At 44.6% G+C, this 15,353-nt stretch carries 15 protein-coding genes; 10 read left to right on the top strand and 5 right to left on the bottom strand.

The window, feature by feature from the left end; translation table 11 throughout:
• Nucleotides 1-14: 14 nt before the first annotated feature.
• From LDO37_RS02265 to LDO37_RS02240, 6 genes are all read left to right on the top strand, one after another.
• Nucleotides 15-299 (top strand): DUF2607 family protein, encoded by a 285-nt coding sequence (locus LDO37_RS02265; protein ID WP_126605798.1) that lies wholly within the window; start codon nt 15-17, stop codon nt 297-299.
• 39 nt (nt 300-338) lie between these two features.
• On the top strand, nt 339-1,103 hold the full coding sequence (gene zrgA / locus LDO37_RS02260; RefSeq protein WP_224055311.1) for a zinc uptake protein ZrgA: 765 nt from the start codon (nt 339-341) through the stop codon (nt 1,101-1,103).
• Between the two features lie 155 nt (nt 1,104-1,258).
• Nucleotides 1,259-1,972 (top strand): ABC transporter ATP-binding protein, encoded by a 714-nt coding sequence (locus tag LDO37_RS02255; protein WP_126605797.1) that lies wholly within the window; start codon nt 1,259-1,261, stop codon nt 1,970-1,972.
• Nucleotides 1,972-3,228, top strand: coding sequence for an ABC transporter permease (locus LDO37_RS02250; protein WP_126605796.1), 1,257 nt, complete (start codon nt 1,972-1,974; stop codon nt 3,226-3,228). Before LDO37_RS02255 ends, LDO37_RS02250 begins: the two co-directional genes overlap by 1 nt.
• 17 nt (nt 3,229-3,245) lie before the next feature.
• Entirely contained in the window at nt 3,246-3,746 is a 501-nt protein-coding gene (locus LDO37_RS02245) for a DUF3299 domain-containing protein (RefSeq protein ID WP_185829683.1), read from the top strand.
• Nucleotides 3,747-4,035: 289 nt separating this feature from the next.
• Nucleotides 4,036-4,929 carry a TIGR03899 family protein gene (locus LDO37_RS02240; RefSeq protein WP_101111148.1) on the top strand — a complete coding sequence of 298 codons (894 nt, stop codon included), beginning with the start codon at nt 4,036-4,038 and terminating at the stop codon, nt 4,927-4,929.
• 125 nt (nt 4,930-5,054) lie between these two features.
• On the opposite strand, the gene cysC is transcribed toward LDO37_RS02240, so the two are convergent.
• From cysC to cobA, 5 genes are all read right to left on the bottom strand, one after another.
• Entirely contained in the window at nt 5,055-5,672 is a 618-nt protein-coding gene (gene cysC / locus LDO37_RS02235; RefSeq protein WP_101111149.1) for an adenylyl-sulfate kinase, read from the bottom strand.
• A gap of 49 nt (nt 5,673-5,721) precedes the next feature.
• Nucleotides 5,722-7,446 carry an SLC13 family permease gene (locus tag LDO37_RS02230; protein WP_126605795.1) on the bottom strand — a complete coding sequence of 575 codons (1,725 nt, stop codon included), beginning with the start codon at nt 7,444-7,446 and terminating at the stop codon, nt 5,722-5,724.
• Between the two features lie 69 nt (nt 7,447-7,515).
• A complete protein-coding gene (gene cysN, locus LDO37_RS02225; protein WP_126605794.1) occupies nt 7,516-8,943 on the bottom strand; it encodes a sulfate adenylyltransferase subunit CysN in 1,428 nt (475 codons plus the stop codon).
• 17 nt (nt 8,944-8,960) lie between these two features.
• A complete protein-coding gene (gene cysD / locus LDO37_RS02220) occupies nt 8,961-9,869 on the bottom strand; it encodes a sulfate adenylyltransferase subunit CysD (RefSeq protein WP_104399898.1) in 909 nt (302 codons plus the stop codon).
• Nucleotides 9,870-9,932: 63 nt separating this feature from the next.
• Complete coding sequence (cobA, locus tag LDO37_RS02215) at nt 9,933-10,793, bottom strand: uroporphyrinogen-III C-methyltransferase (RefSeq protein WP_126605802.1); 861 nt, start codon at nt 10,791-10,793, stop codon at nt 9,933-9,935.
• A 381-nt stretch (nt 10,794-11,174) separates the two neighbouring features.
• On the opposite strand from cobA, the gene cpdB reads away from it, so the two are divergent.
• The 4 genes from cpdB to LDO37_RS02195 all read left to right on the top strand — a co-directional run bounded on the left by cpdB (nt 11,175) and on the right by LDO37_RS02195 (nt 15,178).
• Nucleotides 11,175-13,136, top strand: coding sequence for a 2',3'-cyclic-nucleotide 2'-phosphodiesterase (cpdB, locus tag LDO37_RS02210; RefSeq protein WP_126605793.1), 1,962 nt, complete (start codon nt 11,175-11,177; stop codon nt 13,134-13,136).
• 89 nt (nt 13,137-13,225) lie between these two features.
• Nucleotides 13,226-13,804 carry a Crp/Fnr family transcriptional regulator gene (locus tag LDO37_RS02205; RefSeq protein WP_126605792.1) on the top strand — a complete coding sequence of 193 codons (579 nt, stop codon included), beginning with the start codon at nt 13,226-13,228 and terminating at the stop codon, nt 13,802-13,804.
• Between the two features lie 58 nt (nt 13,805-13,862).
• Nucleotides 13,863-14,333 (top strand): GNAT family N-acetyltransferase, encoded by a 471-nt coding sequence (locus LDO37_RS02200; protein ID WP_126605791.1) that lies wholly within the window; start codon nt 13,863-13,865, stop codon nt 14,331-14,333.
• Nucleotides 14,330-15,178 (top strand): DMT family transporter, encoded by an 849-nt coding sequence (locus tag LDO37_RS02195; RefSeq protein WP_126605801.1) that lies wholly within the window; start codon nt 14,330-14,332, stop codon nt 15,176-15,178. Before LDO37_RS02200 ends, LDO37_RS02195 begins: the two co-directional genes overlap by 4 nt.
• Nucleotides 15,179-15,353: the final 175 nt, after the last annotated feature.

Here is a 15,353-nt window from a genome sequence, read left to right as displayed (position 1 = left end):
GATATTTGACTCAAATGCATTTACGGACGTTTCAACAATTCTTCGTTTTTCTCGCCATTAGCTGTGTGCTTTGGTTGAGTGCGGCGTTTGTTGTACACAGTCAGGATTGGGAACCCGCACACCATGAAGAACATGCGTGTGAGATGTTTTCGATCAGTAAGTATGCGCTTTCAGGGTCCATTCCATCAATTCCATATGTGCCGCATTTTTTCTGGACAAAAGCCTACGATGTTCTGAAACCAAGCTTTGCACCGTTGCCGTATTACCATGCTCGCTCTCCACCACGTGTTCTCGTTTAGCCATCTACTTTTCATTCAAATTTATAAACAGAGGTAAACATGAACCACGTATTTAAACTTTCACTATTGGCAGCGGCTATCGTTACAACATCGGCACACGCAGAAGAATTTCGTCAACATGATGCGCACGTCCACGGTGTTGTAGAACTTAACATTGCACAAGACGGTGACGAGCTGTTGATGGAAATCCATGCTCCTGGCGCTGATGTTGTTGGTTTTGAAAGTGCACCTAAAAATGCAGAGCAAAAGAAACAGCTAGCAAACGCGTTGTCTGTATTAAACAAAGCAGACAAAGTAATGACGCTTTCTAGTGCAGCTCAGTGTAAGCCGACCTTTACTGAAGTTCGCCATACACTTGGAGAAGATGGCGGTCACGACGATCATGACAAGCATGACCATCACGACGACCATGATAAGCACGATCATGACAAACATGACCACCACGATGACCATGATAAGCACGATCATGACAAACATGACCACCACGATGACCATGATAAGCACGATCATGACAAACATGACCATCACGATGACCATGATAAACACGATCATGACAAACATGATCATCACGACGACCATGATAAACACGATCACGATAAGCATGATCATGAAGAACATGGCGGTCACGGTGAGTTCATCGTTGAATACCACTTCGATTGTGGCAATATCGCAAAATTAAACCAGATTGATACTCAATGGTTCAAACACTTCCCATCAACAGAATCAATGAGCGTAAACATGATCACCGAAAAAGCTCAAGTAGCAACCGAGCTGAGTAAGAACAACCACAAGGTTTCGTTCTAACAATCTGTTATTGATTCATAAAATCAGATAAAACAATACCCAGAATACCGAGTTCGGTTTATCTTTCGAAAGGTTTAACCACGAAAGATAAACCGGTCCTAACTGGGTATTGAATAAACAGGATCTATTGACGCTAAAACAGAACGGATCGCACCATGACAGCCTCTCCTACCTCTTCACAGATAATTTCTCTGAAAGATATCCGTTACACTTGGACACCAGATGCACCGGATACCTTGAATATCTCTGAATTTGCCGTTTCACAAAAAGAGCGAATCTTCATCAAAGGGCCAAGTGGCTGCGGTAAATCGACATTACTGGGCTTACTAACCGGTATCTTAACGCCCCAACACGGCAGCGTGTCTATATTAGGTGAAACGGTTTCCAGTTTTTCACAAGGACAACGGGATCGCTTTAGAGCCGATCATATCGGTTACATATTTCAACAATTCAATTTGCTGCCGTATTTGTCAGTGATTGATAATGTGCTCTTACCTTGCCAGTTTTCTAGCCTTCGAAAAAATAACGTCAAACAATCGCTGGAACAAGAAGCCAAGCATTTACTGGAGCGTCTGCACCTACCAAAAGATAAGATCCACTCTCCCGTTATTGACCTCAGTATTGGTCAACAACAGCGTGTTGCTGCTGCCCGAGCTTTGATTGGTCACCCTGAATTACTGATTGCCGACGAACCCACGTCCGCACTCGACCATGACAACCGTGCCGCCTTTATTGAACTTCTAATGGAAGAAGCCACACAAGCCAATACCACCTTAGTATTTGTTAGCCACGACCCAACGTTGGAGTCTTTCTTTGATCGAACCATCGATCTACCAAATATTAATCAGGCTTTAGGAGGCGATCGCTAATGGCTATTCTTCATCTTGCCCGTAAAAGTCTGGGCAATCGCAAAGCAACGGCATTCTTAACGATTCTCACCGTCGCCATATCAGTGGTGTTACTCCTTGGAGTAGAACGCATACGCACGCAAGCCAAAAGCAGCTTTGCCAATACGGTTTCAGGTACCGATTTGATCGTTGGCTCTCGATCGGGTCAAGTCAACCTGCTGCTTTATTCTGTTTTTCGAATTGGTAATGCCACAAATAATATCGACTGGAGAAGCTTTGAAGAATTTAGCCAGCACCGATCAGTAAAGTGGGCGATTCCAATGTCTCTAGGTGACTCCCATCAGGGGTTCCGCGTGCTTGGTACAAACCAAAGTTACTTCGAGCATTTTCGTTATGGCAAAAAGCAGCCGCTAGAATTGCGTGAAGGTAAGCCTTTCAACCGTCTATTTGAGACGGTGATCGGTGCCGATGTTGCCAAAGCACTTAACTACAAGGTAGGTGACGAAATCATTATTGCCCATGGCATTAGTGATAAGTCATTCACTCGCCACGACAACCTTCCTTTTAAAATTGTGGGCATCTTTGCGCCAACAGGAACACCAGTAGATAAAACCGTTCATGTTTCCCTGCAAGCGATTGAAGCGATTCACGTGGGTTGGGAGTCCGGTGCAAAAATTGGCGAAACACCGAGCTCAGAGGTTCTAGAGCAACAAAATTTCCAGCCAAAGCAAATCACTTCCTTTATGCTAGGGCTGAAATCGAAGATTCATACCTTTGCGCTGCAGCGCCAGATCAACACCTACAACAAAGAACCCATGAGTGCGATTTTACCTGGTATCGCACTTCACGAACTTTGGGGGATGATGTCGGTGGCTGAACAAGCATTGCTGGCAGTATCGGGATTTGTGGTCGTTGCTGGGCTACTGGGTATGCTAAGCAGCCTGTTAACCAGCTTGCAAGAGCGAAGAAGAGAAATGGCGATATTGCGTGCGATGGGTGCGCGCCCTAAGCACATCTTTTTCTTACTGATTAGCGAAGCCAGCGCATTAACACTTGCAGGTATTGTATTTGGCATCGCACTTCTTTACATATTAATTGCAATAATAAGCCCCATTGCAGCGCAATTGTATGGCATAAATATAGAACTTACCGTGTTGAGTGCTCACGAGTGGATGTTACTTGGTTTAGTACAAAGTGCAGGTATACTCATCGGGTTTATTCCCGCATTCAGAGCGTATCGTCAATCTCTGGCGGACGGTATGACCATTAGGATATAAGGATATAAGGATATAAGATGAAAAAAATCCTACTCATCCTTTGCTGCGCCTTGAGCTTTATGGCTCCCGCATACGCAGACAAAGTGACTGTAGAAACATTAACCCTGGACTGGATTGATCTCATCCCAGAGAACGAAAGAAAGCAATTTACAGCTGGAGGGATGCCGGTTGCGGATCACAACACAGACGTTGTTCGTCAATCCAAAGTGGGCAGCGTTCGCCCAGAATTGAATGGCAGCAAAGTGAAAATCCCAGGCTTTGTTATCCCCTTAGAAGGCGACGATAAAAAGGTGACAGAGTTCTTATTGGTTCCCTACTTCGGCGCTTGTGTTCATGTCCCGCCACCGCCACCAAACCAAATTATCTACGTGAAGTTTGAAAAAGGTGCTCCGATACATCAACTGTGGGATGTCATTTACGTGGTAGGAACGTTGAAAACTGAGACCATCAATTCCGATTTGGCTGAGACAGGCTATTTGATTGAAGGAATTGAAATAGAAGAGTACGACGACGCTTAAGCCGCTAAAATAGGAATGTTAGTCTGCCTGCTAAACAATGAATTTAGAAAGGTAGGCTAACACTGCAATATAGATCAAAAGCAACAACGCAATTGATACATGCTTTCTAAGCTTTACCCCTTTCATCTCCTGCATATCACCTCCAATATACTCGCAACAATTTTAACAAATCGTTATCATTAGGAATAGTCAAAATCTTGATAAAATTCCATTAAGTTTGCTGGACTCGGGCTGGAAAGCCACTTTAGTATAGTAATCGAGCACTTAAACTTTATTTGGAATCGAATCAATGGCAGACGACAAAAAGCCTGTAGTTATAGAACAAGCCAACACGAAAGGCACATCCAATAAAAAGAAGACGTTTATACGCGACAGTGCAAGCCGAGTGATTCAAATCGCTCAGGTACATCAGTTGGATGCCTTATTAGAAGACGAGCCGCCTGAAACATCTGCTATTGAACGAGCCATCAGTCGCCAGAAGAAACGCCAAGAGCAACGCCAAAAGAACTTAGAGAAAATTCTTAAGTTTGCGCACGACAGCTGCAATAACGAAACCGCAGGTGAGCCCGATGCCGATTGGCTATACCGTTTCTTCGATATGGCGCAAGACATTCACAACTCCTCAATGCAAAAGTTGTGGAGCCAAGTCCTTAAGCGTGAAATCACCAACCCGGGCTCAACGTCTATGAAAGCCCTTCAAGTTCTAAAAGACATGTCGCCAAAAGAAGCTCAAAACCTACAACGCGCTGCATCATTAGCGTGTAGCTTTGGCAGCGATAACAGCAAAAAACTGCTGCTCGGTTTTAAGTCGAAAGAGGGTTTTTTAGGGTTCTACAAAAAGGAAAATACCACGGTCGTCAACATGGGGACCTATCAGCTTCCATACTCCAGTTTGTTGCATTTGATAGAGCTCGGATTAGTGCTCGGTACGGAGTTAGAGTCAGGTGAAGTGGATTTCGACCCTGCTCTGCTAATAAGCTATCAAGGTAAACAGATAGCACTTCAGCCAATGAACAAAGGCATCCGCTTGCTCTACTACCGCTTTACACCAACGGGCGATGAACTTTGCCGCTTATTAGGTAACAAACCCAATTCCAACTATTACGACCAACTTATGGCGCTATTGGCACAAAAATTCACCGTCCAAACAGAAGCAGGCAGTCACGTTAATCAAAGTGTATAGCTCGCTTATGAACTGACTCTTAAAGCCGGAACACTAAAATCAAAAAAGGGAATCACTGAGTGATTCCCTTTTTACTTTCTGTATCTAAGCTATCGATGTCTAAGCTATTTATTTCTAAAAGTGGCTTACTTAATGATGCCGCGGCTTCTTAGATCAGCTAAACACAATTCAACCAGTTCATCGATGCTCTTCTCACCAGCTGGCAAATCAATTTCAGGGTTTTCTGGCGTTTCATATTCAGAATCAATACCTGTGAAGTTTTTGATTTCACCAGCACGAGCCTTCTTATAAAGACCTTTAGGATCTCGCTGCTCACACACATCTAAAGAAGTATTTACGAATACCTCAAGGAACTCGCCTTCGTCGAGCATTGTGCGAACCATTTGGCGCTCAGCACGATGCGGTGAAATAAACGCAGACAGCACAATCAAACCAGCATCAGCCATTAATTTTGCTAGCTCGCCAATACGACGAATGTTTTCGCGGCGATCTTGTGATGAAAAACCCAAATCGCTACATAACCCGTGTCGAACGTTGTCACCATCCAACAGGTAAGTGTGATAACCCAATTCCGCTAATTTCACTTCCAGTGCACCAGCGACAGTTGATTTACCTGCACCCGATAATCCCGTAAACCACAGCACCGCTGGCTGTTGATTTTTTTGGTTAGCACGCGAAGCCTTACTTACCGAATGCTGATGCCATACGACGTTTTCATCGCGTTGCACGGTTGCTGTTGTCATAGTCGTTCAGTCCTTTATAAACCGCCACACCCAATCTTAGGCTGTGGACTTAAAATGGAAAAAAGTAAGGGATCAGCGTCAGCACTAGAGCTGAATACACCAGTGAAATAGGTAAGCCAACCCGCAAATAATCCGTTATGTGATAATTGCCTACGCTGTACACCAATAAATTGGTTTGATAACCGTATGGCGAAATAAAGCTGGCACTTGCCCCAAATAACACCGCCATAATGAATGGCATCGGGTCGACCCCATAACCAATCGCCATGCTGTACCCTAATGGGAACGCGAGCGCAGCGGCGGCGTTGTTTGTAATGAGCTCTGTCAGTACCAATGTGAGTAAGTAGGTTGCGACCAATGCGCCAAACACACCCCATCCATTGAACGCTTCAATGAACATGTCCCCCAGCCTCACCGACAAGCCCGACGACATCATGAGTTGAGCAATCGTCAATGCGCTGCCCACAATCACCACGATATCGGTAGGAAAACGTCTTCTGAGCTCGTTAAACGTTACGGTGCCAGCCGCAAGTAATACCAGTAAGTAACCTGCTAAGCCTTTCAGCAATGGAAGCACTTCCAGTAGCGCTAAACCAATCACACTCGCAAAACCGAGCAGTACCATAGTGGATTTATTCGAATCCAACCTTGCAGTGGAATCAAGGTCGTTAACCAGTACAAATTCTCTGCTGTGTGTTCGTCTTTCTGCTTCAAAGCGTTTACCGGGAACGAGCACTAATGTGTCACCCGCAGTCAAACGTACGTTGCCTAGCCCACCCTCTAATCGCTCATGACCACGGCGAATGGCCACCACTACGGCATCAAAACGGTCACGGAATTGCGAAGATTTCAGTGTTTTATTGCAGATAGATGCAGAAGAGCTGACAACCACCTCCAGAAAGCTTTGCCCGTTAAGATGGTGCTGACCAAACAGCTTCAACCCCTGAATTTCCTGTAATGTAGCGACGCTTTCTACATCGCCACAAAACAGCAGGCGATCTTTTGCTTGCAGCACAAAATCAGGGTCAACTGAGGCGGTAGTTTCACCATCGCGTATCACTTCAGCCAAAAACAGCTTTCTTAAGGCACGCAGATTATTTTCAGCAATGGTTCTACCCACTAATGGAGAGCCTGGCTCTACTATCGCTTCTAAGAAATAAGGTAAATCGTCTTGAGAATGATCTTCATGATTCGGAAGAAGATAGCTCAACGGAATCAGGATCAACATGCCACCAACCAAGACCGACAAGCCGATCATCGTTGGGGTAAAAAAGTTTAAACTCGGTAAACCTGCATCTTCCACAAAACTGTTGATGATCAGGTTTGTCGACGTGCCGATCAATGTCAGCGTTCCGCCTAAAATCGCGGCATAGCTGAGAGGAATCAACAATCGCGATGGTGAATGTTGTTGATTGCGCTTTATCGCACCAATCAATGACACTACAACCGCGGTATTGTTGGTAAACGACGAAAGCAACGCAGTCGAAATCCCCAGCTTTGCCACTACCGATCCCAAACGTCCTTCTGAGATATGGCGGCTTACCCAGCTGATTAAGCGAGATTTTTCCAGCGCACAAGACACCAGTATCAATAGCACTAATGTCAGTAATGATGAGTTAGTAAAGTTTGCGGCGATCTCGGTGATGTCGCTCAGTCCAGCCATATAAGCGAGAAATGCCGCACCAGCAAAAATAATACTCGGCTTAATGCGCGTGACCAATAAACAGGTCACGATGCCAAGTAACACCGCTAATACAAATCCTTGTTCCCACATACCCTACTCTCTGAGAAAAGTAAGGGAGCGTTGTCGCTCCCTTATTTAAGGGCTTTCACCCTTGAGCTTCTATTTAAGCAATTTGCTTAAGTCTTTCGCATCCCAGTGAGGGAAATGCTTACGAACTAAAGCATTCAGTTCAAGCTCAAAGGCAGAGAAATCGCCCGCTTGTACTTCAGTTTCACTTAAACGCTCACGAATCAGACCAGCACCAACGGTGACATTGGTTAGACGGTCAATGATAATAAAGCCACCTGTATCAGCGCAGTCTTGGTAAGCATCTAAAGCAACAGTCTCATTCAGAGACCACTCACATGCAGCAATACCATTTAGCGGTACTTCTTGTGCGTCATGCTTAGATAGGTTGTTGATGTCATATTGATATTGAATCGCTTCAACCTGACCAACCGTTTTCTTACCCGCTATCTTGACGTCGTAATCTTTGCCCGGCTTAAGTGGCTCTTCCGTCATCCATACAACATCCGCCAAAATACGGTTCGTTGAATCGATGTTGGCTTTCTCAAGCACAATCAAGTCGCCACGGCTAATGTCGATTTCATCTTCTAAGGTCAATGTTACGGCTAGACCCGCTTGCGCAGATTCTAAGTTGCCATCGAACGTAACAATGCTTTCCACCTTCGAGGTTTTACCTGAAGGAAGAGCACGAATCGCATCACCTACAGAAATCGAACCTGAAGATACCGTGCCCGCGAAACCACGGAAATCGAGATTAGGACGGTTCACGTATTGAACAGGGAAACGGAATTCGCCGTCGCCTCTTTCTTGGTCTACGTCAACATCTTCAAGTAGCTCAAGCAGTGATGGACCTTCGTACCAACTCATAGGCTGGCTCTTGTCTACCACGTTATCGCCTTCCAGTGCTGAAATAGGAATCAGCTGGATATCGATATTGCTTTCAAGCTTCTTAGAGAAATCCAAGTATTCTTGTTTGATTTGCTCGTAACGATCTTGCGAGAATTCAACCAAGTCCATCTTGTTCACCGCTACGATGAAATGACGAATACCAAGAAGGCTAGAAATAAACGAGTGACGACGCGTTTGATCCAAAATGCCTTTACGTGCATCCACAAGGATAACGGCCACATCACACGTTGATGCACCTGTCGCCATGTTACGAGTGTATTGCTCATGTCCCGGAGTATCCGCGATAATGAACTTACGCTTCTGAGTCGAAAAATAGCGGTACGCTACATCGATGGTGATCCCTTGCTCACGCTCTGCCTGCAGACCGTCAACCAATAGAGCCAAGTCAGGCTTTTCACCTGTTGTCCCTACACGCTGGCTGTCTGAGTGAACGGCGGCTAACTGATCTTCATAAATTTGCTTAGAATCATGCAGCAAGCGACCGATTAATGTACTTTTACCATCATCTACTGAACCACAAGTCAGGAATCTAAGTAGAGATTTGTGTTGGTGTTCATTGAGGTATCCTTCGATCCCCAACTCTGCTAATTGAGCTTCAACAGCACTGTTCATGTTTTCTTTCCTTAGATTTAGAAGTAGCCTTGACGTTTCTTAAGTTCCATCGATCCTGACTGATCGTGGTCGATCGCACGTCCTTGACGTTCACTCGATGTTGCTACTAGCATCTCTTCGATAATTTCCGGAAGCGTAGTCGCTTCAGATTCGATTGCGCCTGTCAGCGGGTAACAACCCAAAGTACGGAAACGAACGTTACGCTCTTCTACTTTTTCATCTGCTGCAATTTCCATACGTTCATCATCAACCATGATCAGCATGCCATCACGCTCTACAACAGGGCGTTTGTCTGCTAGGTACAATGGAACGATTTCAATATTCTCTAGGTAGATGTATTGCCAAATGTCCAACTCGGTCCAGTTTGAAAGTGGGAATACACGAATGCTTTCCCCTTTGTTTACTTGACCGTTGTAAGTTTTCCAAAGCTCAGGACGCTGATTTTTCGGGTCCCATGTGTGGTTTTTGTCACGGAAAGAATACACACGCTCTTTCGCACGTGATTTCTCTTCATCACGACGAGCACCGCCAAACGCCGCATCAAAACCATATTTGTTCAGCGCTTGTTTCAAGCCCTGAGTTTTCATGATATCGGTGTGCTTTGAAGAACCGTGAGTGAACGGACCAACGCCCATTGCCAGACCTTCTGGGTTCTTGTGAACCAAAAGATCGAATCCGTATTTTTCTGCTGTGCGATCGCGAAACTCAATCATTTCGCGGAATTTCCAGTCGGTATCGACGTGCAACAATGGGAAAGGAATTTTCCCTGGGTAGAACGCTTTACGTGCTAAATGCAGCATCACCGATGAATCTTTACCGATGGAGTACATCATGACGGGGTTATCAAACTCAGCAGCCACTTCACGGATGATATGAATGCTCTCCGCTTCTAGCTGTTGTAAGTGAGTTAATCGTTGTTGATCCATTTTCTTTTGCTTCCTTTAAGGCTCGTCGACGAGCTTTCAAATATGCTCAGAGTCAAACAAGAGTTAGGCAAAACTCATTGCCGGCTCTAAATCTTGTTGGTTTTCACCAAACCAGCTCAACTTGCTGGACAGATTAACCACTTCCCCTACTACGATGAGAGAAGGTGATTCCGCATGCACGGCGAGATCTGCCAATTCGTTTAGCTGGCCTTTGAATACTTTCTGACAGGATTGAGTACCACGTTCGATGATGGCAATCGGTGTTTCAGCATCGCGACCAAATTTGATCAATTGCTCTTGTATGTAGCTGGATTTCATTAACCCCATGTAGATAACCAATGTCTGATTTCCACGAGCTAACGTTGACCAGTCCATTTGATCGCTTTCCGCTTTCAAATGGCCCGTAATGAACATTGCCGATTGCGCATAATCGCGATGCGTCAATGGGATCCCTGCGTACGCTGTCGCGCCAGCAGCTGCAGTAATGCCTGGAATCACCTGAAAAGGCACACCCGCTTCAAATAAAACTTCCAATTCTTCGCCACCACGACCAAATACAAATGGATCGCCACCTTTAATGCGAACGACTCGGTGGCCTTGAAGGGCAAAATCCACCAGCAACTGGTTGGTTTTCTCTTGTGGAACACTGTGGTGACCCGCACGCTTTCCCACGCACACCAATATCGTGTCATCAGGAACCAACTCCATGATTTCATCGGAAACAAGATAGTCGTAAAGAACGACATCGGCTTGTTGAAGGTAGTTCAGTGCTTTTAAAGTGAGTAGCTCTGCATCACCCGGACCTGCGCCAACTAACGCAACTTCGCCAGGACGCAGCTTACTTTTTCGAGCTGAACTCGAACGTTCTGCCACTAAGCGAGGCTTTTTATTTGGGAATTGCGTCAGTGTGTCTATACCGGCCATGGTGCTCATCATCATTTTTCCTGTGATGATGGCATTATGACCAGCATCCGTTATTACCTGAAATTCTAAAATTTCATTTTTTATTCGAAAAGTTGATAAGAACAAAAAAGCATGAGACATGAATATTGAGCAATTTATTCATTTCGTGAAAAAACTCCCCCTATATTGCGCCCAATTGCATTTATAAGATGCGGTTTAAGGGAATTATCAATTACAAAACCAATAGAAAATTTGGCTTATAGCTAACAGTTTGACATTTCCAACTTAGCCACAGATCACACTATTCATAAGCAAGACAAATTTGTTTCATTGATTTTTGTTACATTTCGACATGTCAATTTTCATCCTATTACTTTTCGTCTTATGACTCTGGAGCAAACCATGAAACTGGCTGTGAAACCTCTTTCTATTGCGGTCCTTGGTGGCTTATTGACCATTGCGGGTCCAGCAATGGCTGACACCATTAAATTGAGAATCATTGAAACCACCGACATTCACACTAATGTGATGGATTATGATTACTACAAAGATAAGCCATCTCAAAAGATTGGCTTAACCCGTGCAGCTACATTAGTGAAGCAAGCTCAGCAAGAAGTGACGAACAGCGTTCTGGTTGATAACGGTGATCTGATCCAAGGCAGCCCTATGGGGGACTACATGGCAGCCAAAGGGATCGAAAAAGGCGAAGTTCACCCTGTTTATAAAGCCATGAACCAGTTGAACTATGATGTGGGCAACATTGGTAACCATGAATTCAACTACGGTTTGGATTTCCTAATGGAAACCATTGATGATGCTAACTTCCCATACATCAGTGCCAACGTATTCGACAAAAAAACAGGCGAGCACTATTTCACGCCTTACATCATCAAAACTCATAATTTCAAAGATGTGGATGGCAATGTTCAGGAAGTCAAAGTTGGCTACATCGGTTTCGTTCCGCCACAAATTATGGTGTGGGACAAAAAGAACCTTGAAGGCAAAGTGTTTGCCAAAGACATAAAAGAAACAGCTGAAGAATTGGTACCAAAGATGAAAGCTGAAGGCGCTGACGTCATTGTTGCCATTCCACACTCCGGTATTTCTAGTGACCCGTACAAGCTTGGGGCCGAAAACTCAACACTCTACTTATCTGAAGTCGAAGGCATTGATGCGATTGCATTCGGTCACGCTCACTCTGTATTTCCGGGTAAAGGGTTTGATAACCTCCAAGGCGTTGACAATAAAAAAGGCACCATTAATGGTGTTGTGTCTGTAATGCCTGGTCGCTGGGGTAGCCACGTAGGTGTCATGGATCTTGTCTTAGAAAAAGATGGGGAAGGCTGGAAGGTATCGAACGGACAAGCCGAAGCGCGTCCAATTTTCGATAAAAAATCCAAAACCTCGCTAGCAGAACCAGATAAAGACATGGTGAAGGTGTTAGAAGCCGATCACAAAGGCACTCGCGACTTTGTAAACCAGCCAATAGGTAAAGCTAACGATGTGATGTACAGCTTTTTAGCATTGGTTCAAGATGACCCAACTATTCAGATCGTCAACTTAGCTCAGAAAGATTACGTGGAACGCTTTATACAAGGTGATCCTGATCTAGACGGAATCCCAGTACTTTCAGCGGCAGCACCGTTCAAAGCGGGTGGGAGAAAGAACGATCCAGCCAACTTTACTGAAGTGGAATCTGGTGAGTTGACGTTCAGAAACGCCGCCGATCTTTACTTGTACCCGAACACGTTAGTCGCACTCAAAGTGACGGGTAAAGAGGTGAAAGAGTGGCTTGAATGTTCACCGGGTCAATTCAAACAAATTGATACTGCTTCATCGGCACCACAAAGTTTGATTGATTGGGACGACTTCCGTACGTACAACTTCGATGTCATTGATGGTGTTAACTACCAAATCGACATCACTAAGCCTGCGAAATACGACGGAAATTGTAAAGTCATCAATGAAGGCTCTGAGCGTATCGTTGGTTTAACTTATCAAGGCAAACCTATCGATTTGAAGCAAGATTTCATTATCGCTTCAAATAACTATCGCGCATACAGCAACAAGTTCCCCGGTACAGGTTCTGAATTTGTGGCATTCGATGCACCCGATGAAAACCGCACGGTATTAGCAAACTACATATCTCGTGTGAGCCAAGAAAATGGGCAATTTGCTCCGAGTGCTGATAATAATTGGTCATTCGCCCCAATTACAAGTGACACAAAGCTGGATATCCGCTTTGAAACCTCACCAAGTGAAAAAGCAGCCGCCTTTATTAAAGAGAAAGGTCAATACCCAATGGAGCGCGTCGCAACCGATGATGTTGGATTTGGTGTATACCGATTAGAATTGCAAAAATAGCCACTACCTATTTAAAGCAACTCTGATTAAGATAAACCGCAGCCAAGGCTGCGGTTTTTTATCAGATACGCCGATTCAATGAGTAGAATATGGACAAAAAATTTACCACACATCTCGAAAAGCTTGGGTTTTCACCTCAAGAAATAAAACCTATTCAGGATCAATCCAGCCTATTAGAGCTTCCGACGCGCCATATCCTGACACACCAAGGGGAATCCCCTTCTCATGCGTTCTTTTTGTTAGAAGGCTTGTGTCACGCATGTTATCTGACTAGTGATGGAAAGCAGTACAGCAAAGAGTTCTACTGGGAAGTGGATTGGCTAATCAGTTTTGAAAGCTTAGTAAAAAATGGACCTTCTCCGTATTTATTGGAATCTCTTACGCCAGTCAAATTGCTGTCGTTTCCAATTGAGTTAATCGAGCAATGGCGGGCTGAATCACATCCGCTTTATATCAAATTGCTGGAGACTCAGTTGATGTACAAAGAAAGTAAGGAACGCTTTATGTTGCTCCACTCTCCAGAAGAGCGTTACAGCCTGTTTTGCGAAACTTACCCAGATTTGGTTTCAAGAATCACGGATTACCAAATCGCTGCATACCTTGGCATTACTCATATCAGCCTAAGCCGTATTAAAAAGCGCTTGAAAGAGAAAGTTAACAAAAGTTAATGAGTGCTTACCCCTCTTTGTCATACATTAGTCGATTCTAGATATACAGAGGTTTACTATGATCAATTGGCAACTCCTTTCATTTACCCAACTTTCCACTATGCAGCTCTACCAAATGATCAAATTACGGGTGGATGTATTTGTTGTGGAGCAAGACTGCCCTTACCCCGAATTAGATGACAAAGACCATGCAGAAGGGGCTTTTCATCTATTGGGATATGATGGAGAAGAGCTGGTCGCCTGTGCGAGGTTACTTGCTGAGGGGATTAGCTACCCAAGTGCTGCGAGTATCGGTCGAGTGGCGACCAAAGAAAGTGCGCGAGGCACCGGACTTGGGCATGAATTGATGCAGCAAGCCCTTACGAACTTAGAGTCTGTGTGGGGTAATGTTCCCGTTAAAATAAGCGCTCAAGAACACCTTAGCCAGTACTACGGAAAACATGGCTTTGTGCAGTACACAGAAATGTACCTAGAAGATGGTATTCCCCATATTGGCATGGTCAGGGAAGCGAAAGAAAGGTGCCTATAACTCCAACTAATCTTGCGCTTTTATTCTTGATTGCGGGCAACTTAATGGCGTCTGTATCGGATGTTGCTGTTAAGGTTCTGGGAGACGGTGCGAATGTTTTCCAATACATATTCATTCGCCAATTGGTTTCCGCTTTGGTTGTTTTACCACTATGGATTCAACTTCAACCAACCGAACGTAGATTAAAAGGCTTGCCTATCAACCTCCTACGTTCACATTTAGTGCTTATTGGCAGTGGTTGTATGGTGATAGCAATTACTCACTTACCGTTAGCAACGGCTAATGCGGTTTTCTATGCCGCTCCGCTATTAATGCTTCCTCTTTCAGCTTGGTTACTCAAAGAAAAACCTCAAACGACTAAAATTATCGCCACATTCATTGGCTTTGCTGGCGTACTACTGGTACTTCGCCCTTCTCAATTCCATTGGGCAGCCATTTTTGCTTTAGGCACGGCCGTAACGTTAGCCTTATTTAATGTATTGGTTCGCAAGCTTCCAGGCAATCAACCTGTCGTGGCTACTTTATTTTGGACCTCCATTTTCTCATTGCCAATCTCAGGTGCGCTAGCTTGGGCAAACTGGCACCCCATTTCTTTCGAGTCCTTATTGTGGATCGTTTTCAGTGCATGTTGCATTCTGGCCTACAATGGCTTTGCCGTTGCTGCCTACAAAAAAGCTGAAACATCGCAAATTGCCCTAGCGGAATATTCTGGATTGTTATTCGTTACGTTATTTGGCGTGTTGTGGTTTAACGAAATTCCAGACTGGCTCACGGCGGTCGGTATCTTACTGATTGTTTTGCCTATGATGCCTATTAAAGCCACCAAAAAGCGTCAATCTCCTTAATAACGTCTAAACTTTTTATGAAATGGTGAATACTTCAGCACTTTTATCCGGTCTTTGTTGAAGTTATCGCGCTATTCCTGACATTTTCCACGCTCCGTGGTCACTCCAAGAATAGCTTCACGTAATTCATACAAAGGTGCAGGTAGACGTGGCTGAATATGCGCAACAGTTTAAT

The sequence above is a fragment of the Vibrio penaeicida genome (genome assembly GCF_019977755.1).
Lineage (GTDB): Bacteria > Pseudomonadota > Gammaproteobacteria > Enterobacterales > Vibrionaceae > Vibrio > Vibrio penaeicida.
Note: the sequence above shows the minus strand (reverse complement) of the source record. Positions and strands in the feature narration are given on the sequence as shown.

Coding starts and splice junctions, on each gene's coding strand:
- LDO37_RS02245 (WP_185829683.1), top strand. CDS start 3,246: ATGAAAAAAATCCTACTCATCCTTTGCTGCGCCTTGAGCTTTATGGCT.
- cysN (WP_126605794.1), bottom strand. CDS start 8,943: ATGAACAGTGCTGTTGAAGCTCAATTAGCAGAGTTGGGGATCGAAGGA.
- LDO37_RS02240 (WP_101111148.1), top strand. CDS start 4,036: ATGGCAGACGACAAAAAGCCTGTAGTTATAGAACAAGCCAACACGAAA.
- cpdB (WP_126605793.1), top strand. CDS start 11,175: ATGAAACTGGCTGTGAAACCTCTTTCTATTGCGGTCCTTGGTGGCTTA.
- LDO37_RS02250 (WP_126605796.1), top strand. CDS start 1,972: ATGGCTATTCTTCATCTTGCCCGTAAAAGTCTGGGCAATCGCAAAGCA.
- LDO37_RS02200 (WP_126605791.1), top strand. CDS start 13,863: ATGATCAATTGGCAACTCCTTTCATTTACCCAACTTTCCACTATGCAG.
- zrgA (WP_224055311.1), top strand. CDS start 339: ATGAACCACGTATTTAAACTTTCACTATTGGCAGCGGCTATCGTTACA.
- LDO37_RS02265 (WP_126605798.1), top strand. CDS start 15: ATGCATTTACGGACGTTTCAACAATTCTTCGTTTTTCTCGCCATTAGC.
- LDO37_RS02255 (WP_126605797.1), top strand. CDS start 1,259: ATGACAGCCTCTCCTACCTCTTCACAGATAATTTCTCTGAAAGATATC.
- LDO37_RS02230 (WP_126605795.1), bottom strand. CDS start 7,446: ATGTGGGAACAAGGATTTGTATTAGCGGTGTTACTTGGCATCGTGACC.
- cobA (WP_126605802.1), bottom strand. CDS start 10,793: ATGGCCGGTATAGACACACTGACGCAATTCCCAAATAAAAAGCCTCGC.
- LDO37_RS02205 (WP_126605792.1), top strand. CDS start 13,226: ATGGACAAAAAATTTACCACACATCTCGAAAAGCTTGGGTTTTCACCT.
- cysD (WP_104399898.1), bottom strand. CDS start 9,869: ATGGATCAACAACGATTAACTCACTTACAACAGCTAGAAGCGGAGAGC.
- cysC (WP_101111149.1), bottom strand. CDS start 5,672: ATGACAACAGCAACCGTGCAACGCGATGAAAACGTCGTATGGCATCAG.